We start from the raw sequence: 22778 nt of genomic DNA, 5'->3' as shown, positions 1-22778 counted from the left end.
GATTTAGGGCTACATCATAGCCACCCTAGGGAGACGATGCTTGAATCCGCAGAGAATTTCCCAAGAAATTGTATTTAATTTTTCTGCCCAATCATCAGCGGAAATTTTTTCTTTGCCTTGTACCCCAAGTAAGGTAACTACTTCTCCTTCTTGGATATCGGGAATGGTACTCACATCCACCATCAACTGATCCATTGTAATTGTGCCAATCTGTGGTACACGCTGACCGCGAATTAATACTTGTATTTTGTTGGAAAGATTGCGTGGAACACCATCGGCATAACCAATACCCACGACTGCAAGGCGTAGTTCGTGCGGGGCAATAAATTGGTGTCCGTAGCTAACGCCAGTTCCAGGCGCAATTGTTTTCACCTGAGTGACACGCGCTTTAAGTTGTAAAACAGGCTGGAGGTTAATCTTATTTTGGAGATGAGGAGATGGATAGAGTCCATACACCGCCAAACCCACGCGGGCAATGTCGTAATGTAAGGCTGAATCTGTGAGAGTAGCGGCTGAGTTTGCTAAGTGCAAGCAAGGTGGTTCTATACCCATAGCTTTGATTTGGGCGATCGCTTCCTCAAATCGTCTATGCTGTTCTTTCATTACTGTGGTATCAGGACTATCTGCTGTTGCCAAATGGGAGTAAATGCTGGCAATAGCAAGATGAGGCAAGCGCCGCACTAACTGCACAAACTCACCTGTTTGTTGCCAGTTAGTTCCTAACCTGGACATGCCTGTATCTAATTTGATATGTACAGGTAAAGGAGAGCCATACTTCATGGCTTCTAGAGTATCTGAGAATACCAAGGCTTGTTTGGGGCTACATAGAGTAGGTTGTAGTTTCCAGTGAGCGATCGCATGAATTTGTTCTGGTGTGTGGGTTGCTCCTAGAATTAAAATCGGAGCTTTAATTCCGCCTTCTCGCAGTTGAATGCCTTCTGGAACTGTTGCCACTCCTAGCCAACTGGCTCCTGACTCTAATGCTGTTTGAGCGACTGTCACGGCTCCATGTCCATAGGCATCAGCTTTCACCACCGCCATGAGTTGGGTACGCGGCGATAAAAACCCGACTAACTGCCGTACATTGTGGGACAAAGCCGCTAAATCAATTTCTACCCAAGCACGTTGGGAAAACCAAGCATACGTATCACATTCTTGCTCAGAAGCTACACCAGGAATTTGCTTGCTACTTAACATTTTCACTCACTCCTATCACACCAGTACTTGGCTTCCAGATGATCAATTTATTCCATTCTCAAAAACGGAATCAGATTAATCTGGAAGTTTACCTTTGATTATGGAATTGTCACAAGACCGCTACATAGTGGATTTGTGCTTAATCTCAGGCAATGTTCCTGAAAATCTTTTTCTTATCCCACTTTTGGGCTTGAAGGCTTCCGACTCGTCATTACACATCAGGTGCCAGTCATTTTGGCAACTGAGCCTTAACAACTTTAAGGGCGAATATCCTAACTATCCTCAAAAGTGAAATACTGAAGTTAATTTACCCCTGTAGAGGTTAGGTAAATTTATTACCTAACACTGATTTTTTGGTTTGAGAATTATGCCGGAAGTATCATTTATTCTCATCTCTCAACTAGAGTAGATTTGTGTTAATATATGTAAAACTAATACCTTGAGCGCTTACCAATGGGGAAGGTTTTAGTCCTAAACGCCTCTTACGAACCGCTCAATATCACGAGCTGGCGTCGCGCTGCGGTTTTGTTAATAAAAGGCAAGGCAGAACGCGTTGAACACAACGGTAAATTCCTGTACTCGGATTTTCCATTGCCAACTGTAATCCGGTTGCGTCATTACGTGCGCGTTCCTTATAAAGAAATCCCTCTGACTCGCCGAAATATATTGCACCGCGATAGTCACACTTGTCAATACTGCGGTTACACCGGGGATGAGTTAACGTTGGATCATGTAATCCCGCGATCGCGTGGCGGCGGAGATAGTTGGGAAAACATTGTTACAGCTTGTGTGCGTTGCAATGTCAAGAAAGGCAGTCGCACACCCCATGAAGCCCATATGCTTTTACGTCATCCCCCCCGCCAACCTTACAGCAGCCTTTATTTTGAGGTTAGTAAACACCTTAAGAGTGGATTACACCAAGAGTGGCAAAAATATGTAATAGGTCTTTAAAGCTACTATCTCAACCATCAAAATTTCTAGCAGCACCTAGTCGCTGTTCATGTTTGCTATGTTTCAGGACATGACTCTGATGTGTGAATGGCAAAGCTTCATCAGGAAGAATCAGTATGCTTTAAAATTCGTTTTGCCTACAGCATATCAGAGTATTAGCTAGTAACGTAATTATTTGTCAGTCTATTCCTATACCATTAAGCAGGGTAAGAACTCTGGGATACGTGCTAAATTCGCATCATTATTAAAGTAGGTGATAAAAAGACAATTTTTGTTAACAATAAAAATAATTCTTAATTGCCTATGAATCAACAGGATAAAACTATGAACTGCAAAATCACCTTAATTGATGATTACCTGTGAAATATGAAGTTAAAAGCTTATTAAACTGAATAAATTTAAAAAATGGAAAAAAATCTGTAAAAATATCCAATTGGCGGCATAATTGGGTAAAGAAAGCTCTATGAAAGCAAGCCTTTATAACCACAATTTTTGTGCCTTTAAAGGTCAGCTATTAGCCCAACGATGAGAACAAAAGCTCTGTCTATTTTTCTTTAAAAAAGAAAATTCAAGAAGATGAAAAAATTATTTTACATTAAAATGTATTGGTAAATACTAAGTATGCTATTTTTTAGAACCTATCTAAATATGCTGACCGAATTTGGTCAATGCTAACTATTTTTCCTGATAAAAAATAGACCAAGATATATAGTGCCACGCTTCTATATTTTTGCGATGATCGTAATGTGTGGCGAAATCAGCGTAACACTGATTGTAATATTTCTTAACTAATAAATGGAGCCTCACGCTTACAAAAACATTCCATATGCAATTGAATTCTTCTTTGATGCAGTTTGAGAGTTTGCCATTGACCACAGAGCCTAACCAAGAGGATGCTGAAATAGACGCAGTTCCCGTCGTTGAAGTCCCACTTAGCAAAACCTCCATCCCGCCATCGACTAGTGAAGGAGGTATGTATCTAGTTCAGCGTGGTAATTCCTTGGTGTCTCAGAAGTCAGAAGAGCTGCAAAAGACCCTTCTAGCACACCGACACGAACGTCAGCTAATACTTCTGCAAGATTTTCCTGACCCTGATGCCCTCTCTTGTGCTTGGACGTACCAATTAATTGCCCAGCAATACGATATCAAATGTGAAATTATTTATGCTGGGACCTTGAGCCACCAAGAAAATATTGCCCTAGTCAAGCTCACTAATTTACCTGCCCAGCGCTGGACACTGCAAACCCTTAAAGGTAAAGATTTGTCATCTTACCAAGGTTTTGTATTAATTGATAACCAGGGAACCACAAGTCAGCTATTGTCAACGGTACAGCAGGCAGGTATTCCACTAGTTGCAGTTATCGATCATCACAGCGTACAGGCGGATCTAAAGCCAGAATTCGTTGATGTCCGTCCTTATGTGCGAGCAACAGCAACGATTTTCACTCAGTACTTACAGATGGGTTTACTGACCTTAGATAGCAGCATCAACCAGCATGTTAAATGTGCTACTGCCTTGATGCATGGCTTGCGATCAGATACAAATAGGCTGATGCAAGCACAAGAAGAAGATTTTATGGCTGCTGCCTATCTCAGCCGATTTTATGATGCCCAATTGCTGAACGCAATTTTACAGGCAAATCGTTCTAAGCGGGTGATGGATGTGATTGAGCGCGCGCTCAAAAACCGCATCGTCCAAAATAACTTTTCTATTGCTGGTGTTGGTTACATCCGCTACGATGACCGAGATGCCATCCCGCAAGCGGCAGATTTCTTAGTAACCGAAGAAAACGTTCACACCGCTGTAGTTTACGGTATTGTTCACGATGAAGATGACGAATTAGAGGTAGTTATCGGCTCTCTAAGAACCACCAAACTCACTCTCGATCCTGATGAATTCATCAAAGAAGCCTTTGGTCAAGATAATAACGGGCGCTTTTTTGGTGGAGGAAGGACAGGTGCAGGCGGCTTTGAGATTCCGATGGGTTTCTTATCTGGCGGTAACGAAAATTCAGCCTATGCAAAAATGAAATGGGAAGTATTCGATACTCAAATCAAGCAAAAGCTGTTGAAGTTGGTTAATCCCAAAGACAACCCGATTCAGTCAGAGTAAATCTGGAATTAAAGTGTAATTAGGACAGTATCCACCATATCCTAGATTTGGTGGATAATACTGTTCTTAAGTGTATTCCCAAAATCAAATAGAAATCGTATATGTTATGAATTTAGGTATTGACTCTAGTAACCAGCAATTAAATAAAAACAAAGTAGTCTTTCTTGATAAAGCGCGAATCGCACTTGATGCTTTACAAAATGACGAACAAGCAAAAGTGATGCATGTCATAAATTGCTTAGAAGAATTTCCAAATAGTTCGTTAGTTAAAATTAACCAACTGAAATCTATTCCAAACTATTTCATTGCGCGTTCTGGGATATATAGGATTATTTTTGAATTTAAACCTGAGCAAATAACTATTGTTGATATAGTTAATCGCAACCGTCTGGAAATGTTATATAGCTCATTAGCATGAAAGGTCTAGATTCTTTTGCTATCGACCTTAAACAATGTCTATTGATATATGAAGCGGAATCTCAAGTTGAACAAGTTATTTCAAAAGATGAGAGCGATCGCTCTTAACTGTAAGGTATGGCAAAATCAGTATAGTAAGATTTCATTGCCCTAGGTTGGCTGATTTCTAAGTTTCATATCATTAAAATTGACCAGGCTGTATCAGATAAAGCAGTTGATTTATTGCGGTCTTATCGGCTCAGTCATGGTTTGTTGATTCCCGATAGTCTGATTGCAGCTACAGCAATAGTTTAGAACTACCCTTTCATCACAAAAAATCAATGAGATTACAGGTTTATTCAAGGTTTAAACTTATTGCCATATACGTAATGCTGAAAAAGCCTAACATGTGCGATGGAACTGTATTTAATTCGACATGGTATAGCCGAAGAGAGAGCTGCTGAAATCAAAGATGAAGAGCGAGTTCTCACCAAAGAAGGAAGACAAAAAACTAAGAAAGTTGCTCAACGACTAGTTCAGCTAGATCTACACTTTGATTTGATAGTCACAAGTCCCCTAGTACGGGCACGTCAAACAGCAGAAATTCTTGTAGAAGCTGGGCTAAGTTCTCAGATGGAGGAATGCCACTACCTTGCTCCTGGTGGTAATATTAAGATTTGGTTGAAAAACTGGCTAGAACCGAGAAATTATGCCCAAAATACTCAAATTGCACTGGTGGGACATGAACCCGATTTGAGCCAGTGGGCAGAAATTCTTCTTTGGGGAGAAGCCAAAGCAAGCTTAGTCTTGAAAAAAGCAGGTATGATCGGGATAAAACTACCAGAAATAGGCTCGCCTCTGGGTCGTAGTCAGATGTTTTGGTTGACACCACCCAAGTACTTGCTATAACGGTTTTTTATAACAGTTATGAAAGAACTTAGGTTGTAACTGTCACTGTTATTGCGATAACGATTTCTGGTAAGTTAGCCTGAGCAAATCTTTCACAAAGCAGATGGTGTTGCCATGTCGGTGTGCGAATACAAGCCCGGTTTGGAAGGCATTCCTGCTGCCCAATCCAGTATCAGCTATGTTGACGGGCAAAAGGGATTACTAGAATATCGCGGTATCCGGATTGAAGAACTAGCAGCAAAGAGTACATTTTTGGAAACTGCTTATCTTTTAATCTGGGGTGAACTGCCAAGCAAAGAAGAATTGGAAGCATTTGAGGATGAAGTCCGCCACCACAGGCGGATTAAATATCGCATCCGAGACATGATGAAATGCTTTCCAGAAAGTGGTCACCCAATGGATGCTCTACAAGCCTCGGCTGCGGCATTAGGCTTGTTTTACTCCCGCCGGGATTTACATAATCCTGTATATATTCGAGATGCGGTAGTTCGCTTAATAGCAACTATTCCCACAATGGTGGCGGCGTTTCAGTTGATGCGCAAGGGTAACGATCCTGTGCGGCCGCGCGATGACTTAGACTACTCCGGCAACTTTCTGTACATGCTCAACGAGAAAGAACCCGATCCGTTGGCAGCGCGAATTTTTGATGTCTGCTTGATACTTCATGTCGAGCATACGATGAATGCTTCCACCTTTAGTGCTAGGGTGACGGCTTCTACCCTAACAGATCCCTATGCTGTAGTTGCTAGCGCAGTGGGAACCTTGGGAGGGCCGCTGCATGGGGGAGCTAATGAAGAAGTCATTCAAATGCTCGAAGAGATTGGCTCGGTAGCAAATGTACGTCCCTACGTAGAAGATCTTCTCCAACGCAAAGCTAAAATTATGGGTTTTGGGCATCGTGTTTATAAGGTAAAAGACCCTAGAGCCACGATTTTGCAAGAATTAGCAGAGCAGTTGTTTTGTAAATTTGGGGACGACAAGTATTATGAAATTGCCCAAGAGATGGAACGGGTGGTAGCAGAAAAACTGGGACACAAAGGGATTTATCCTAATGTTGACTTTTATTCAGGTTTGGTGTATAGAAAAATGGGCATTCCCACCGACTTGTTTACACCAATCTTTGCGATCGCCCGTGTTGCCGGTTGGCTAGCTCACTGGAAAGAACAACTAGAAGAAAACCGGATTTTCCGTCCTACTCAAATTTACAACGGTCGCCACGAAGTTCCTTATATCGCCATTGACCAACGCTAATGGGCAGCCCGACTGCCACTTATACAAGCTCCCAAGTTGGGGGCATCACGAGTGTTGGATAAAGCGGAAACCGTTGCCAAAATGGCGGCGGGAACTTTGTGTAGCCTGAGTGAAAGGATAAGGAAGATAAGGGCAAGTAGCAGTAGGATGGAAGAAAATTCTCCCTGATTTACATCCTTTCCTTGTCTTTCTTAAACCTTCTGCGCCCTCAGATGTTAAATACTATATCTGAAGGCAATTAAGGGTTTTGATGCGTGAATCTCAATCCTTTCCATCAGTAAAACTTCTGATTTCTGTGAGGGGGGCTAAAACCATCGAACGATATACTAGGCATGGGAATTAGCAATCAATATTCAATCAGGCGTCGTTTCAGTAGAGATATTAATGGGTGAAATTACAGGTATTAATTTAACTAATAGTTGTAACTCACCCTGACTCGATGACTTAAAGAGCGGAAACATGAACTCAGGAATTGACCTCCAAGGAACTTTTATTAAATCCCTTACGGATTTAGGACTACCACCAGACGCAGCCAAAGCTATTTGGATGCCTCTGCCAATGATACTGATGCTGATTGGGGCAACAGTGGGGGTACTAGTTGCGACTTGGCTGGAGCGGAAAATTTCCGCCGCAGCTCAGCAGCGGATTGGTCCAGAATACATGGGTCCTTTTGGGTTGCTGGTTCCAGTCGCGGATGGACTGAAGCTTGTATTTAAAGAAGATATAGTACCAGCCAAGTCTGACCCTTGGCTGTTTACTCTCGGTCCAATTATTGTTGTAATTCCAGTGTTTCTGTCTTTTCTGATTGTTCCCTTTGGACAGAATATTGTAATTACAAATGTAGGGATGGGAGTCTTTTTGTGGATTGCCCTGTCTAGCATTCAGCCAATTGGCTTGTTAATGGCTGGTTATGCATCCAATAACAAATACTCACTCTTAGGGGGCTTGCGGGCAGCAGCGCAGTCAATTAGTTATGAAATTCCCTTGGCGCTGAGCGTGCTAGCGATCGCTATGATGTCTAACAGCCTCAGCACCGTTGATATCGTTAATCAGCAATCTGGCTACGGTATCTTGGGCTGGAACATTTGGCGACAACCAGCCGGTTTCCTAATCTTTTGGATAGCAGCCCTTGCTGAGTGTGAACGCTTGCCCTTTGACTTACCCGAAGCAGAAGAAGAACTAGTAGCAGGTTATCAAACCGAATATGCCGGGATGAAATTCGGTTTATTCTACCTGGGTTCCTATGTCAACTTGATCCTTTCTAGCCTACTGGTGGCAATCTTATACCTAGGCGGTTGGGATTTTCCTATTCCCATCAATGCGATCGCTAATTGGCTGGGAATCAGTGAAGCAAATCCCGTATTGCAGGTAGTAACTGCCTCTTTGGGTATTATTATGACCGTACTCAAAGCCTACTTACTAGTATTTGTCGCCATCCTATTGCGCTGGACAGTACCACGGGTGCGGATTGACCAATTGTTAGATTTAGGATGGAAGTTTCTGCTACCAGTTGGTTTGGTTAATCTCCTATTAACCGCAGCCCTGAAACTAGCTTTTCCCGTCGCCTTCGGTGGTTAGTCATGAGTCATAAGTTATTAGTTATCTGACAAATGACTAATGACAACTGACCCTTCGGGTACTCTGCGAGAACCCCTACAGGAACGTCAGTTGCTCATGGGGGAACCACGCCAGTTGCTACAACGGAGGGAACCTCCCTTCGAGTGACGCTCCTTCTCCCAAAGGGAGACGCTACGCGTAGCTTGCTTCTCCGTAGGAGTACGTCGCTCTAAGCGTTGGCGCAGCCTCTCGCAGAGAAGCTATGCCGTAGGCTTTACGCTGTGCTAACGCCAGTCGCCTGCGGAGGAGCCACTGCATTGGGCGGCTCTGCCGACTTGAAGCAAGTGGCGTTGGAAACCCTACCAAGAGCGCTGGATTCACCGCAACGCAGTGGCTCCCCAACACCGCACTGACTCACAATTGGCAACTGACACAAGAGAAAGTAAAACACGATGCTAAAGTTCTTGAAACAAGTTGGCGATTATGCCAAGGAAGCAGTGCAAGCCGGTCGTTACATTGGTGAAGGGCTATCTGTCACCTTCGACCATATGCGACGGCGGCCAATTACTGTGCAGTACCCTTACGAGAAATTAATTCCTGGCGAACGATTTCGTGGCAGAATTCACTTTGAGTTCGATAAGTGTATCGCCTGCGAAGTTTGTGTTCGCGTTTGTCCAATCAACCTGCCTGTAGTCGATTGGGAATTTGACAAAGCCAGCAAGAAGAAAAAGCTTAATCACTACAGCATTGACTTTGGAGTTTGTATCTTTTGCGGTAACTGTGTGGAATATTGCCCAACTAACTGTCTGTCAATGACAGAGGATTATGAGCTGTCCGCTTACGATCGCCATGAGTTGAACTATGACAGCGTAGCATTGGGACGTTTGCCATACAAGGTAACAAATGACCCAATGGTGACACCACTACGCGAATTAGTTTACCTGCCCAAAGGCGTCATGGAACCCCACGATCTACCCGCCGATGCTCCACTTCCTGGCGCGGTTCCACAAGACTTGGTAGAACAAGCAGAAAAATAAATTTAGTTAGTCATTAGTCCTACCTTGCGGGAAGCCGCTAAAGCGTCTATGTCATTTGTCCTTTGCTAATGACTAATGACCAATGACCAATGACTAATGACCAATGACAACCGAATTGAGGACAAAAACAGTGAATCTAGCAGAAGGAGTACAGGTTGTTTCCTTTGGTGTACTGGCTGTAATGATGATTGGGGCAGCGCTTGGCGTGGTGTTGTCTTCTAGTATCGTCTATTCTGCCTTTTTGCTTGGTGGCGTATTCATCAGCATTGCTGGGATGTACCTGTTGCTGAATGGTGACTTCGTAGCAGCAGCACAAGTACTGATTTATGTTGGAGCAGTTAACGTGCTGATCTTGTTTGCGATTATGTTGGTCAACAAGCGGCAGAATTTTGCACCATTTCCTAGTGCTTGGGTACGGAAAATACTAACGGCTGTGGTCAGTCTAGGATTGTTTGCTCTTTTGAGCACGATGATCTTGGCAACCCCTTGGGCTTACTCAACTACTCCAGTGGCTGAAAGTTCAATAGTTTTGATTGGCGAGCATTTCTTCAGTGACTTTCTACTACCTTTTGAATTGGCTTCGGTTTTGTTGCTGATGGCAATGGTGGGAGCAATTATTTTGGCACGTCGCGAATACTTACCAGAACCAACGACTTCTTCAGAACTGCCACAAAGTGTTTTAACTTTACCAGAACGCCCCAGAGAAATGGCAGCAATAGGTAGCATTAGCAATGAATCTGGTGATTCTCCCGTTTATCGTGGCGGTTCTCGTCGCGAATGATCAAAAGCCCACAACTAACAACTGATATCTGAATAAAAACTCAAAAGATTCATGCAACTCCAGTACTTTTTATTACTTGCAGCCGCTTTGTTCTGTATCGGCATCTACGGTTTAATTACCAGCCGCAACGCCGTGCGGGTGCTGATGTCAATTGAGTTGCTGCTCAATGCTGTTAATTTGAATTTAATGGCATTTTCCAACTATTTGGACTCAACATTAATTAAGGGTCAGGTTTTCACCGTATTTGTGATTACCGTGGCCGCAGCCGAAGCGGCGGTAGGTTTAGCGATCGTGCTTGCCATTTATCGCAACCGTGATACCGTCGATATGGAGCAGTTTAATCTCCTCAAGTGGTAATTTTGCGTGCAACTCAAGCAGGTAATCATTGCTTATAAGGCGCGAGATGCCCAGAGTAAACGCTGGGCAGAAATCTGTGCCAAACAACTAGAAAATCGCCAGTGTCAGGTATTGATAGGACCTAGCGGACCAAAAGATAACCCTTACCCAGTGTTTTTGGCTTCAGTAGGTCAACCAATCGATCTGGCATTGGTACTTGGTGGTGACGGTACTGTCTTGACTGGTGCCCGACATTTAGCTCCAGCTGGCATCCCCATTCTGGGAGTGAATGTGGGAGGTCATCTGGGGTTCTTAACTGAGTCAGTTGAAGAATTTCAAGATACGGAAAAAGTTTGGGACAGGCTGTTTGAGGATCGCTATGCTGTTCAACGGCGGATGATGTTACAAGCAGCAGTGTTTGAAGGCTATGGATCGAATTTAGAACCAGTAAGCGATCGCTATCTAGCTTTGAATGAATTCTGTGTTAAACCCGCCTCTGCCGATCGCATGATTACCTCAATTTTAGAAATGGAAATTGATGGTGAGATCGTCGATCAATATGTTGGAGACGGGTTAATTGTTTCTACTCCCACTGGTTCCACAGGTTATACCGTTTCCGCCAACGGTCCAATTATGCACGATGGCATGGAAGCGGTTACTATCACTCCCATCTGTCCCATGAGCCTTTCTAGTCGCCCCCTGGTCTTACCCCCTGGTTCTGTGGTCAGTGTCTGGCCTTTGGGGGATTACGATTTGAGTACTAAGCTATGGACAGACGGAGTTTTAGCTACTTCGATTTGGCCAGGACACCGCGTTGATGTGCGGATGGCCGATAGTCGCGCAAAGTTTATTATTTTGCGGGAGAACAATTCATATTATCAGACCCTACGAGAGAAATTGCTTTGGGCTGGTACTAGGGTTCGCTACAGTAATAATCACCGCAATTGATGGTAAGTTTATCGCTTTTTTAGCTTCTTGCTCTTCTCTCCAGTACAAAGAGTCATCTCAATCGATAATTGGTGTAAAAATTCTACAAGCCTACGGATAAAACCGTGGGCTTGTTGGCTATATTGCGAGGGAGCATCCCAATGCAAGCAAAAAAGTTCGTAGTGGGAGCATCTTGCTCCCTACTTGATTCCCCAAGCGGGCAAGATGCCCGCACTACAAAATCAAATCAATTTATATATTTGGCGAGCGCAATTAAACCGCGATCGATAGACAGATAAAATGCCATGAGGGAAAAATTCTGTATTTTATTGCTATATTTTTTCGGTAACTATGTTCATAATACTCACACCGCATTCCTCCTGAGCAGAGAGTAATTGATAGCTGTGTAGTGGGAATACTAGCACTAGTAATATAGTGGTACTAATCTGGGTCGTTATAGTTCAATGAAAATTTGGGGTGTACCAGTTTTAAAATAATTATTTCCTTTCCCTGGCGGAATTACGTTGTTCTGCGAAAGGATTATAAGGCTCTGTTACATAATCTAAATAGACAGATAAAATAGATCAACAAAAAATTCTGTATCTTATTGACAGATTTTTTCGGCAATTATGTTGATAATACTAACACTCCTTTCCTCACCCCTCTAATTAATAGAGTCACTGAAACAAGCTACATTTAAATCCCCGACTTCTTTAAGAAGTCGGGGATCTGGCAAAAACTTTCTTTTAATTAAGTGCCATCCCACAATATAGTTATTTACGCAGTGTCTAAATTTTAATACCATATTTTCCCATTCCCAGTAGGAAGACAGATGGAAATTTCTTGTCGCAACACTGATAAACCACTGAGTCCTGCTTCACAACTAATAGATTTTCCTATACTTCAAAGCAAAAAGTATATATTAAAACTAGCTACGACTGAAGAAGAATTAGAATCAATCTTCCGTTTACGCTTTGAAGTCTTTAATCTTGAACTAGGTCTGGGTTTTTCTACTTCTAACCTTACCCAAATGGATCGAGATAGGTTTGATATAGTGTGCCATCATTTGCTGCTTATTTCTAAATTGACTGGTAAAACAATTGGCACCTATCGGATGCAAACCTATACAATGGCTTCACAAGGACTAGGTTTTGATGCTGCTGACATCTTTAATCTCAATGATATTCCTGATGCTGTACTTCAAATGTCTGTGGAAGTTGGGCGTGCATGTATAGCTAAGGAATATCGCAATAGTCAAGCACTCTTATTACTATGGGAAGGATTAGGAAATTATCTTATCCAAAGTAGAAGAAAATATTTTTTTGGGTGTGCATCATTACTAACACAAAATCCTTGTCAAGCTGCTTGTGCTTATCATTATTTTCAACAGAATAATTTGATGCATCCCAGTATTTTGGTTTATCCTAATGCCCAATATTCTCTAGAAGTTACTCAACAAGGCCCAGATGTATGTAATGTTACTATTCCTAATATAGTGCAAGCATACTTAAATATTGGCGCAAAAATATGTAGCCTTCCAGCCATTGATCGACAGTTCAAAACAATTGATTTTTTAACAATATCGAATATCGAAGAGTTTGCTAAATGGCACTCCCAAAGTTTTGTAACAAAGTAGATTGCTTTAAAAAATTTCTGACTCTCATTTTATGTCCGAAGTATTTTTAAGCTAGTTAGCTAGACCGCTGACAATAGCATCCACTTCAATTTCAATTAACATTGTTGGCTCAATTAATGATTTCATTTATAGCATAGTTGCAACTGGTGTATTTTCTCCTAAAAATTCTTGATATGCTTTTCCAAATTCAGCCCAACGACTAATATCCGTAACGAACATCCGAGTTCTGACTACATTGCTTAGATCTGCACCTAAGTCTTGTAAAGCTTGTTAGATAATTTCAAAACAGCGTTTTGCTTGTGCATAAGCATCGTCAGGAGCAAAGATGTCACCTGCTGCATCAATGGCGCAATTCCAGAATTGACATGCCAATTTTTTAATAAATTCTCAGCTTAAATTAATTTTTTTAACAGAGCAAAGCCTTACATTATTCTTAGAAAGGAAATGAAAATATAAGCACTATGAAGTTCAAGCATTTAGCCATTTTGAGTATTGTTGCTGTCATAACCATAGGTTGTGCAAACGAGAGAACCTCAAATCAAACAGATACTCAAACAACGCCTAAAACAACAGTAGCCAGTTCAGGTGCAGGAGTTGGAGCGTTTAAAGCAGGAGAACAGCCTACTCAGGGAAAAGTAAAAGTTGTCACTGAAAAAGGAAAACGTTACCTAGAGTTCGATCAAAATTTTAAAACTAATCAAGGTCCAGATTTATATGTGATTTTGTATCGTTCTGATGCTCCACCACAATCTGGTATTAAAGAGAAAGATTATCTGAGCATTGCTCGCTTACAAAAACCCAGCGGAACTCAACGCTATGCTTTACCTGCAAAAGTGAAACTAGGAGAATTTAAGTCTGTAGCCATATGGTGTCGCAAATTCAATGCTACTTTTGGCTATGCTCCTTTAGGGAGTAGTTAAAAGAAGATTCAATAAGTAAATAGTTTCTACAAAAAAGCGTTAAAGCAAAGGAATAAAAGGTTTTTACAGCCAAGCGGCTACTGGTTGGGTGGCAATATTATTCAGTGTGTTTACTCTTCACTACTCACTGATTACCCATAATTCATTGGTACAAAGTTTAGGAATTGCCAGTAGTTTAGTAATTATTATAATTTCCGTAGCGATCGCACTTTATATCCAGCGTTCTCTTAAGCCGCTGCGTTAGCTTAGCCAAATGACAGAGGTCATTTCCTGAGCCGATTTACTAGAAGCACAATTATCTATTGATAAAGCACCTAGCGAAGTTAAAGAATTAGCTCAAACCTAGATTTTTGAGCGATTTTATCGCGTAGATGAAACCCGTAACCGTTCTACTGGAGGTTCTGGTTTAGGTTTGTCAATTGTCAAGACGCTGGTAGAAAGTATGGGTGGTAGCGTGAGCGTGCGATCGCGCCTAGCTGAAGGCAGTGTATTTACAATTAGTTTACCCGCTTCACCATCTCTAAAAGAGGGCACAGGAAACAAGTAACGGGGAATGGGGTAATAAACATCGGAATTTTTGATTAAAATTTTTCCAAAAACTCAATATTATACTACTTATATATCTGAGATGATACTGGTTATAAAATATAAAAAATTAATAAAATTCTGACGAATATGAAGAAATATTAAGTATATTAATTTTAATAATCAATGTAATCAAATAAAACTATAAGAGGTATTTTGTCAAGCTAATTTTCAAGCTTTTTATTAAAAAATAGGCAATATTAGTATTTTACAAGCTGGTAGAAAAATCTATAAAATTCTTGCTCAGGAAAGAATTAATACTGCTTGGCAAGAAGTAATATTTGGGTAAATAAAACTCAGAATTAGATAATTCACAGAAGCAACGTACATAAAGCTATATTAGTCTACTATTTTGGACTTTGATTTCATGGAATAGTAGTCAATATTTTCATGATTTCAGAGAAGCTTAGTAGAACATTAGTTGAGGCTCAACTCTTGAATAACATTGTATGCAGATAAATCGAAAACTTTATCTATACTCGTCTTTGGCTAAATTTGGATTAATCAAAAAAAGTTATATCGCCAAAATTATGTTAGTGGCGTTTATCGGCACTCACGTACCTCTGTTAACTTTAATAATCAGTTTTGTTACTTCTAACTCCTATTCTTGGGATATAACGATGCGAGTGTTGCTGATTGCTCTGTTGGCTACACTCACAGGTGCAGCAGCGACTATCTATGTACTCCATTACCTCCTTGCCCCCGTGATTTTAACATCTGCTGCATTGCAAGACTATCTGCATACCAAAAAATTACCCGAACTGCCGACAGAATTTGCAGATGAGGCAGGCACATTAATGGCAAATACCTCACAAACTCTCTATAAATTAGATGAGTTGATTCACCAGATCACTAATTATGATAATCTCACTGGCTTGCCTAATCGAGATTTATTCCGCGATCGCCTCTACCAAAATGTGTCGCAATCTCAGAATTCTCAGCAGCTTGTAGCTGTGCTTTTGCTGGGCATTGATGACTTTACTAGTATGAGTCATGCCTTAGGACATGAAACAGGCAATTGTTTATTAAGAACAGTTTCCCAGCGATTGACGAGTTGTCTTGCTAAAACAGAAATCCTGGCCCATTTAAATCAAGATGAGTTTGCGATCGCTTGCACAGATATACTTTCGTTTGAAAGTGTAATTAAGTTATCGCAGTTACTACTGAGTACACTATCCAAACCCTTCTTGATAGAAGGTCAACAAATTCATATTACAGCTAGCATTGGGATTGCCATCAATGAACTAGGCGAACGCAATAGTGTAGATCAACTACTGCAACAGGCTCACATAGCACTATATCAAGCGAAACAGCAAGGGCGCAGTCAATATCAGTTTTATTCACCTGAAATTAACGCACAGTTGCAAGAGCGATTGACATTAGAAAACGAATTACGTGGGGCGTTAGAGCGCGGTGAAATGGTAGTTTATTACCAACCCTTAGTAGATTTGCACACCAGACAAATAACAGCACTGGAAGCACTAGTACGCTGGCAGCATCCAACCAGAGGTTTGGTTCCTCCTGGAAAGTTTATTCCCATTGCTGAAGATAACGGTTTAATCGTACCCATTGGTGAATGGGTTTTGCGAACCGCCTGCGCCCAAAATCGCGCTTGGCAGAGATCAGGACTGCGGCCGATTCGTATGTCAGTGAACCTTTCAGCTAGACAGTTTGAACAACCAAATTTAGTCGAGGTTGCCAGACAAGTTCTTAAAGAAACAGAATTACAAGCATCTTACCTAGAATTGGAAGTGACGGAAAGCTTTTTAGTAAGTGATATTCAACATTCCGTTAATACCCTTAAACAATTACGAGAATTAGGGGTATGGCTAGCTTTAGATGACTTCGGCACTGGTTATTCTTCTTTGAACTATCTGAAGCGATTTCCTGTAAACATGCTCAAAATTGATCGGTCATTTGTGCAAGACGTAACATCTAATGCTGATAGTGCCGCCGTCACCAATGCCATTATTGCTCTAGCTAAAAGTCTCCAGTTGAACATTACAGCTGAAGGAGTAGAAACTCAACAACAGCTAGACTATTTACAAGAGCACGGGTGTCAAGAAGGTCAGGGATTCTACTTTGGTATCCCTGCTCCCGCTGACAGAATAACTGAACTGCTGAAGCAAAATTTTCAGCAAATTAAGGAGGCGGCATAATAGCTAGGTGAAGTATCTCAGACGAGTTCACAACATGAAGATAGCTAAAGTATCTTCATGTCCTGTTTGAATTATTCAGGCTAAAAATGCTTGCACTTTATGCTCAAAGAGCTTTTACCTATTTACAAACTGAGGAGCATATTTGTGAGTAACTGGGCTAGCAGTGATAACACAACAATAATCAACCCGATCAACGACCAAAAACCTAACTTGTCTATTGACAGGTCTGTGCGCTTAATAAAGTACATGAACCACCACATACCTAGAGGAGTCAGCACTGCTAACAAAGTGGTTGTCAGTACCGCATTAGATAATGGTCTTTTCCATAACATTAACCAACAACCGCCTATTGCTCCAACCCACCAACCACCAAACATTCCCGCAGCACGAAAGAATAAATGTTCTAAACCATGTTTTCCGGTGGCATTTTCAAAGATAGAACTAAGAAATATGCCTACAGAAATCAATAATGCGGCTCCTATAACACTTGCGAGCGTTGCTGCTAAATATTGATTTAAACTAGTGTAAAAATTAAGCATCAACTACTATTTGATGAGTGAATCAGTGTTTTAAGATAAGGCAGCAGAGCGTAAGGGCAGAGTTACTGTTACTGTTGTACCTACATCCTGCTGACTTTCTATTTGAATCTGCCCCCTATGTAGATCTACGCACTTTTTGACAATAGCAAGACCCAGCCCTGTACCTTGAGCTGTCCCCACATTACTGGCACGATAAAAAGTTTGAAATAGATGCGGTTGATCCTTGAGGGGAATTCCCCTACCTTGATCTTGAACTCGAAAAGTTGCAATATCATCTTCAAAGGTCAAATCAAACAAAATATTGCTCTGTTGAGGAGAATACTTGATGGCATTAGAAAGTAAATTGGTGAAGATACTATTGAGTAATTCTTCATCCATTTCAGCTTGGGTAGATTCGCCTTGAGAAGTGAAAATAATATTGTGCTGGCTACCTGTACTGAGTTGGAAAATTTCTGTAAGTTCGCTACAAAAACTTTCTAAATTTAAAGGTGTAGGATACAGGTCTAGTTTAGATGCTTCAGTTCTGCTCAAGAATAATATCTCATCTAAAAGTTGAAGCGTCTGGTTAATAGCTTTTTGAATGCGAACAAAGTATTTAGCGCGGCGCTCATCAGTGAGTTTATGGTTATTATATTCCAGGATTTCTATTGCTGTGCGAATCGTAGTCATGGGAGTACGGAACTCGTGGGAAACCATTGCTACAAAGTTTGACTTTAACTCGTTGAGTTCCTGCTCCTTTGTTAACGCTTGACGGCTACGTTCTTCACTCTCCCGCAGCTTGTTGAGAATTTCGCCACGTTCAATAGCGTAACGAATTGCACGTAATAACCGTTGGATAGTAATTTGGTCTTTAACAAGATAGTCTTGTGCACCTTCTGACATCGCTTGGAGTGCCAAATCTTCATCATCAAGCCCAGTTAATACGACAACGCAAATATCAGGTATTGCTGCTCGATATTCTTTTACCGTGTCCAGCCCAGTAGAGTCGGGGAGATGGAGGTCTAACAAAACTACATCGAATTTGTGTTGCTTGAAACTTTCCTGTTGAGAATCATCTGAAATTTGTCTAGTATTTTCTCTACTAATATCTATTGCCTCAGATAACCGCTCAACATGGGTCATCTGCCATTCTCCCGGATTTGCACGCGACAAAACCTGACGGAGCAACATGGCATCAGTAGGGCTATCTTCTACCAGTAGGATGTGAATTATGTTCTTTTCCATAGGGTAGGGTTTGCTCGATTTGGTAGATAATCTCCTTGTTTCCCATCTGTCACTAAGCATTTACGGCTGCTCGTTAAGATTAAATACAGACTTATCTGTGTTTATTAATGTTTATATGTATTTATCTCTGATTTCTTAATATTTCGTTATATTATTTCTGGGGACAAATGGCTGTAATTGTGTGCTTTACCTGCCAGAAAAGAAATTTTCAAACCCACTACTCTCGTGGTAAAGCCACTGCTGCTAACCAAAAGTCTTTAATCAATTGCACCACCTGGATAAATTGGTAAACATCAAGAGGTTTGGTTACGTAGCAATTAGCACTGAGATTATAAGAGCGAAGAATATCCTGGTCGTCTGTGGAGGTTGTGAGGATAACAACGGGAATGGATTTGAGATGTGGGTCTGATTTGACTTCTGTTAGGACTTCGCGTCCATCCATACCAGGCAGATTCAGATCGAGCAAGATTAAATCAGGGCGAGGAGCATTGGCAAATTCACCTTGCTGCCGCAAATAGTTCATCGCCGTTTCGCCATCTTCAACCCAGTGCAAATTGTTGGCAATTTTGGCATTCTGGAAGCCTTTGATGGTTAGGTTAGCATCGCTAGGAGAGTCTTCAACTAGCAAAATTTCAATGCATCGCAATGCTTGGTTGTTAATCATTCTAAGTATTAATTATAAATATGGCAAATACTTTATACAGTACAGTTATTTTTCATTGAGGGTAAAATAAAATGTTGTTCCTGCTCCAAGCTGAGACTCTGCCCAAATGCGACCACCGTGTCGCTCAACAATTTTTTTACAGATAGCTAGACCGATACCTGTACCGGCAAATTCCCGACGGGTATGCAGGCGTCGAAAGACTTCAAAAATACGTTCAAGATATTGAGGCTTAATACCGATGCCATTATCTTGGATACAAAAAAGCCATTCAGATTTAGCTTCAAGGTTTTCCGCTCCCTTAACTGCACCGATGTGAATTTGGGGTGACTCACCTTGGCGAAACTTGATGGCGTTACCGATGAGATTTTGAAATAATTGCACCAGTTGGGTTTTGTCAGCAAGTACAGTAGGCAAGGGGTCATAGGTGATGATAGCTTTGCTTTCAGCGATCGCTACTTGTAAATTACTTAGTGCTTGATTGAGTACAATATTGCAGTCAATGGAGATAAATGCTTGACCGCGAGTTCCAACACGAGAATAAGCGAGCAAGTCTTGAATTAACTGCCGCATCCTTGTTGCTCCATCCACAATGTAAGCCAAGTATTCCTGCGCCGACTCGTCTAGATGCTCTTGATATTCTTGTGCTAGCAATTGGCTATAGCCACCCACGGCGCGTAATGGTTCTTGTAAATCGTGAGAAGCCACATAAGCAAACTGCTCTAATTCTTGGTTAGAGCGTTTGAGATCCTCATTCAGCTTATATAATTCTGCTGTTCGTTCCGCAACTTTGATTTCTAACTCTGCTTTTGCCTGTTGCAGAGCCTCATCAGTGAGTTTTCTCTGGGTAATATCGGTGTGAGTACCTACCCACTCAATAATCTGCTCATTTCCATCTAATACAGGAATCGCACGTACAGCAAAAAATCGATAGCTACCATCAGCCAACCGCACGCGATGTTCTAGGTTATAAAGGCTTTTCTCTGCCAGTGCTTGATTCCACAAACACTCTGTGAATTGTCGATCTTCGGGATGAATTGCATCCAGCCAACCCCATCCCTTGACTTCTTCTTCACTTTGCCCAGTCAAATTTATCCAAGAGGAAAATTCTTTTGGTAAGCCTTGAGCATCAGCTATCCAAACAGCTTGAGCAGTGGCAATTACCAGTGAGCGATAACGTTTTTCACTCTTTTCTATCGCTATTTCTGCAAGTTTGCGACGGGTGATATCTTGAAAAAAAATTGATAGTCCTTCCCCTGAAGGATAGATGCGATTTTCAAACCAGCGATTCCAAGGTGGAAAATATTCTTCGATTTCAATGACTTGCTGTTCGGCTACAGCCTGGTAGTAGGCATGATAAAACTTTTGTCCCACACTTTCGGGAAATTCCTCCCAAATGTTTTTGCCAATTAATTCTGTAGGGCAACGGTTAAAAACTTGTCCTGCTCTTTCATTAACGTAGGTGTAACACCAATTGCGATCAAGGGCAATAAAAGCATCTGAAACTGTTTCTAAAATATTTGCTAATTTTGCTTTTGCAGCTTGTTTTTCTAGATAAATAGCTTCTTCTAATAATGCTTTGTTAAGCTGGATTTGTTTTTGCAGTAGTAAGTAAACTACTATAAGTAGAACCAAACTCAATCCATATCCAACACTGATTATAAGAATAATTTGATTAACTCTATAATTCGTTAATGCTATCCGCCTTTGCAATAAATTATTCTCTTCATCTTCCATTGCTTGCCTAATTGTCTGGAATTGTTTGCTGACTGCATTAACTTCATCTGTAATAATGATTTGATTGGTCCGATCTGAGGTATTTTGCTTTGCAAGCTTGATTGACTCCTCAAGTAAATTAAATCTTCTCTCAATCAGTGGTTTAAGCGCATCTAATCGGCGTTGTTGATTTGGGTTATCCCTGGTTAACTGTTGCAACGCTTGAAATGCCTGATAAACTTCTTGCTTTTTTATCCCATAACTTTTTAGGTAATCAGCCTTGCCAGTCAGAATATAACCCCGTTTTCCACTTTCGGTACTCAGAAATCCATGATTTAAATCATCAAGGATATTTAAGATTTGATTGGTATGAATTACCCATTGCTGATCTTCATTCAACTTTTGCACACTCCAGTAGGAAGCGGCACCTACACTACATAACAGTAGTAGTGCCAAACTAAAACCACCTGCAATAAATTTTTCTGTTAATTTGTTCATCGCATATTCACAGGAGTGTTGCCGAGCACTTGATCAGATTTAGTCTCAATGGCAAGCTGTTAATAACATCCTGTATACGATGGTACAACGAGAAGGTTCCAAGAATGTATTGAATTATGTCAATTATGGAGGCTGTACTGGATTTTGAGATGGCGATCGCACGTAAGCTAGATTAATTGATGATGGGGTAGCAAGGGCGATCGCATCTCATCCAGCAAAACAAAATAAATTTCAGTCAAGCTTTTCTATGCAATGAAAATGAGTGGAAAATTGCGCTCTCATCGACAATTTCCACTCGGGTTTTGCTGAATTGGGATAAACAGAAAAATGCCTTATTTGGCTAGGTCAGTTTTACCGTTTGAGGCTAATTAACGAGATTCAGTGCCTTGATTGGGGCTACCTGCTACATTATCTTCACCAGGTGCTTCTGGCGTAGCAGTTTGTCTAGCATCACTTTGTTCAGCGTCGCCAGTTTTACGAATACTATCTTCAAGGGGTGTTTGATAGCCACCAGAAGCTGAAGGTGTAGTATTTTCACTATTAGATTTTTGCTTTTGTTCTTCAGACATATTTAAAGCTCCTGTGATTTGTTGTTAATATTTTAAGAACAACAGAAATGAAAATTTATCTATCTAGAATATAGTTGTGTCTGCTTCATCCCTCTATCGGAAGTAATGTTTAGTGCTATCTTTTGGTAAATCGAAACCGCTTTCAGTAGCTAAGAAGTAACGGCAAAGCAGATTATAGGCAATCATTTACTCGATATTCTGAGAGCATTGATTGAGATATAACTACTATTTATAAGTAAATTCTGAGTGCCTTTGGGTAAGTATTAAAGTGTAATTTCTGCAAGATAAATTATATAAGTAGAATTAATGCAACAGAGCAATTTAGTGTTACCTTCTGAATGTGTCCTTCGCAAGGCAACGTCTGAGGATAATTGGCCGATTCGATTGTTGGTATTATCTGCTAAACTCGACCCGACTCAATTACGTTGGCAGCAATTTTGGGTAATTGAATGCGATCGCAAGTTAGCAGCTTGCGGACAGTTACGTAACTTTTTAGATACTCAAGAACTAGGTAGTTTGGTTGTTGCACCGACTTGGCGAGGTCGTGGTTTGGGGAGTTTTCTGACACAGCATTTGATCTCTACAACCACTCAGCCATTATATTTGGAATGTCTAGGTCAGCGATTAGCACAGTTTTACAGTCGCTTTGGCTTTGTACCCGTTGCTTTTGAAGATTTACCGCGATCGCTCAAGCCTAAGTTTCGATTGTCGGAGTTAGCTAAAAAGCTGATTCGAGTTCCTGTAGTATTCATGCACTATCAACAAACAGAAGCGGGGAATCTCACCAAACTCCCGCGAACAGAAGAAATCTAAGTT

22 protein-coding genes and 2 pseudogenes are annotated in these 22778 nt (G+C 41.2%); 17 read left to right on the top strand and 7 right to left on the bottom strand.

What is annotated here, in order from left to right; genetic code table 11:
- Positions 1 to 9 precede the first annotated feature (9 nt).
- Positions 10 to 1197: an alanine racemase gene (gene alr, locus BV372_RS04110; RefSeq protein ID WP_086683668.1), complete on the bottom strand. Its 1188-nt coding sequence runs from the start codon at positions 1195 to 1197 to the stop codon at positions 10 to 12.
- Between the two features lie 453 nt (positions 1198 to 1650).
- Between alr and BV372_RS04105 the strand changes: the two genes are divergently transcribed.
- The 12 genes from BV372_RS04105 (at position 1651) to BV372_RS04050 (ending at position 13091) form a co-directional block, all read left to right on the top strand.
- Positions 1651 to 2148, top strand: coding sequence for an HNH endonuclease (locus BV372_RS04105; protein ID WP_086683665.1), 498 nt, complete (start codon positions 1651 to 1653; stop codon positions 2146 to 2148).
- Positions 2149 to 2974: 826 nt separating this feature from the next.
- On the top strand, positions 2975 to 4261 hold the full coding sequence (locus BV372_RS04100) for a bifunctional oligoribonuclease/PAP phosphatase NrnA (protein ID WP_086683662.1): 1287 nt from the start codon (positions 2975 to 2977) through the stop codon (positions 4259 to 4261).
- 106 nt (positions 4262 to 4367) lie between these two features.
- Positions 4368 to 4679 carry a type II toxin-antitoxin system RelE/ParE family toxin gene (locus tag BV372_RS04095; protein ID WP_086683659.1) on the top strand — a complete coding sequence of 104 codons (312 nt, stop codon included), beginning with the start codon at positions 4368 to 4370 and terminating at the stop codon, positions 4677 to 4679.
- A 392-nt stretch (positions 4680 to 5071) separates the two neighbouring features.
- Positions 5072 to 5566 (top strand): phosphohistidine phosphatase SixA, encoded by a 495-nt coding sequence (sixA, locus tag BV372_RS04085; protein ID WP_086683656.1) that lies wholly within the window; start codon positions 5072 to 5074, stop codon positions 5564 to 5566.
- Positions 5567 to 5680: 114 nt separating this feature from the next.
- The gene (locus tag BV372_RS04080) at positions 5681 to 6817 is read left to right on the top strand and encodes a citrate synthase (protein ID WP_086683653.1); all 1137 of its coding nucleotides are present in this window, start codon (positions 5681 to 5683) and stop codon (positions 6815 to 6817) included.
- 459 nt (positions 6818 to 7276) lie between these two features.
- Positions 7277 to 8395, top strand: a complete 1119-nt coding sequence (gene nuoH / locus BV372_RS04075; RefSeq protein ID WP_086683650.1) for an NADH-quinone oxidoreductase subunit NuoH — start codon at positions 7277 to 7279, stop codon at positions 8393 to 8395.
- A gap of 215 nt (positions 8396 to 8610) precedes the next feature.
- The gene (locus tag BV372_RS35935; RefSeq protein WP_179197972.1) at positions 8611 to 8787 is read left to right on the top strand and encodes a hypothetical protein; all 177 of its coding nucleotides are present in this window, start codon (positions 8611 to 8613) and stop codon (positions 8785 to 8787) included.
- Positions 8788 to 8826: 39 nt separating this feature from the next.
- Entirely contained in the window at positions 8827 to 9411 is a 585-nt protein-coding gene (gene ndhI / locus BV372_RS04070) for an NAD(P)H-quinone oxidoreductase subunit I (RefSeq protein WP_086683647.1), read from the top strand.
- 130 nt (positions 9412 to 9541) lie between these two features.
- Entirely contained in the window at positions 9542 to 10192 is a 651-nt protein-coding gene (locus BV372_RS04065; RefSeq protein ID WP_086683644.1) for an NADH-quinone oxidoreductase subunit J, read from the top strand.
- Between the two features lie 51 nt (positions 10193 to 10243).
- Positions 10244 to 10549 carry an NADH-quinone oxidoreductase subunit NuoK gene (nuoK, locus tag BV372_RS04060; RefSeq protein ID WP_011319473.1) on the top strand — a complete coding sequence of 102 codons (306 nt, stop codon included), beginning with the start codon at positions 10244 to 10246 and terminating at the stop codon, positions 10547 to 10549.
- Positions 10550 to 10555: 6 nt separating this feature from the next.
- Positions 10556 to 11476, top strand: a complete 921-nt coding sequence (locus tag BV372_RS04055; RefSeq protein WP_086683641.1) for an NAD(+) kinase — start codon at positions 10556 to 10558, stop codon at positions 11474 to 11476.
- 811 nt (positions 11477 to 12287) lie between these two features.
- Positions 12288 to 13091: a GNAT family N-acetyltransferase gene (locus tag BV372_RS04050; protein ID WP_086683638.1), complete on the top strand. Its 804-nt coding sequence runs from the start codon at positions 12288 to 12290 to the stop codon at positions 13089 to 13091.
- A 126-nt stretch (positions 13092 to 13217) separates the two neighbouring features.
- On the opposite strand, the pseudogene BV372_RS37385 reads toward BV372_RS04050, so the two are convergent.
- Positions 13218 to 13346 (bottom strand): annotated as a pseudogene (locus BV372_RS37385) (Rid family hydrolase); the annotation flags it as partial.
- A gap of 206 nt (positions 13347 to 13552) precedes the next feature.
- Between BV372_RS37385 and BV372_RS04040 the strand changes: the two are divergent.
- The 4 genes and pseudogenes from BV372_RS04040 (at position 13553) to BV372_RS04030 (ending at position 16755) form a co-directional block, all read left to right on the top strand.
- A complete protein-coding gene (locus BV372_RS04040) occupies positions 13553 to 14011 on the top strand; it encodes a DM13 domain-containing protein (RefSeq protein WP_086683635.1) in 459 nt (152 codons plus the stop codon).
- Between the two features lie 88 nt (positions 14012 to 14099).
- Positions 14100 to 14255: a hypothetical protein gene (locus tag BV372_RS38305; protein WP_373270741.1), complete on the top strand. Its 156-nt coding sequence runs from the start codon at positions 14100 to 14102 to the stop codon at positions 14253 to 14255.
- A 102-nt stretch (positions 14256 to 14357) separates the two neighbouring features.
- Positions 14358 to 14558, top strand: a pseudogene (locus BV372_RS38300) (ATP-binding protein); the annotation flags it as partial.
- Between the two features lie 487 nt (positions 14559 to 15045).
- Complete coding sequence (locus BV372_RS04030) at positions 15046 to 16755, top strand: bifunctional diguanylate cyclase/phosphodiesterase (RefSeq protein ID WP_086683633.1); 1710 nt, start codon at positions 15046 to 15048, stop codon at positions 16753 to 16755.
- A 122-nt stretch (positions 16756 to 16877) separates the two neighbouring features.
- Here the strand turns inward: BV372_RS04030 and BV372_RS04025 are convergent, their stop codons facing one another.
- The 5 genes from BV372_RS04025 to BV372_RS04005 all read right to left on the bottom strand — a co-directional run bounded on the left by BV372_RS04025 (position 16878) and on the right by BV372_RS04005 (position 21962).
- The gene (locus BV372_RS04025; RefSeq protein WP_086683630.1) at positions 16878 to 17294 is read right to left on the bottom strand and encodes a hypothetical protein; all 417 of its coding nucleotides are present in this window, start codon (positions 17292 to 17294) and stop codon (positions 16878 to 16880) included.
- A 30-nt stretch (positions 17295 to 17324) separates the two neighbouring features.
- On the bottom strand, positions 17325 to 18518 hold the full coding sequence (locus BV372_RS04020) for a hybrid sensor histidine kinase/response regulator (RefSeq protein WP_086683627.1): 1194 nt from the start codon (positions 18516 to 18518) through the stop codon (positions 17325 to 17327).
- Positions 18519 to 18735: 217 nt separating this feature from the next.
- The gene (locus BV372_RS04015) at positions 18736 to 19182 is read right to left on the bottom strand and encodes a response regulator (RefSeq protein WP_086683624.1); all 447 of its coding nucleotides are present in this window, start codon (positions 19180 to 19182) and stop codon (positions 18736 to 18738) included.
- Between the two features lie 45 nt (positions 19183 to 19227).
- The gene (locus tag BV372_RS04010) at positions 19228 to 21393 is read right to left on the bottom strand and encodes a CHASE3 domain-containing protein (protein ID WP_086683621.1); all 2166 of its coding nucleotides are present in this window, start codon (positions 21391 to 21393) and stop codon (positions 19228 to 19230) included.
- A gap of 368 nt (positions 21394 to 21761) precedes the next feature.
- A complete protein-coding gene (locus tag BV372_RS04005; RefSeq protein WP_086683618.1) occupies positions 21762 to 21962 on the bottom strand; it encodes a hypothetical protein in 201 nt (66 codons plus the stop codon).
- Positions 21963 to 22268: 306 nt separating this feature from the next.
- On the opposite strand from BV372_RS04005, the gene BV372_RS04000 reads away from it, so the two are divergent.
- Positions 22269 to 22775, top strand: coding sequence for a GNAT family N-acetyltransferase (locus tag BV372_RS04000; RefSeq protein WP_086683616.1), 507 nt, complete (start codon positions 22269 to 22271; stop codon positions 22773 to 22775).
- Positions 22776 to 22778: the final 3 nt, after the last annotated feature.

The sequence above is a fragment of the Nostoc sp. T09 genome, assembly GCF_002154695.1.
Lineage (GTDB): Bacteria > Cyanobacteriota > Cyanobacteriia > Cyanobacteriales > Nostocaceae > Aulosira.
Note: the sequence above shows the minus strand (reverse complement) of the source record. Positions and strands in the feature narration are given on the sequence as shown.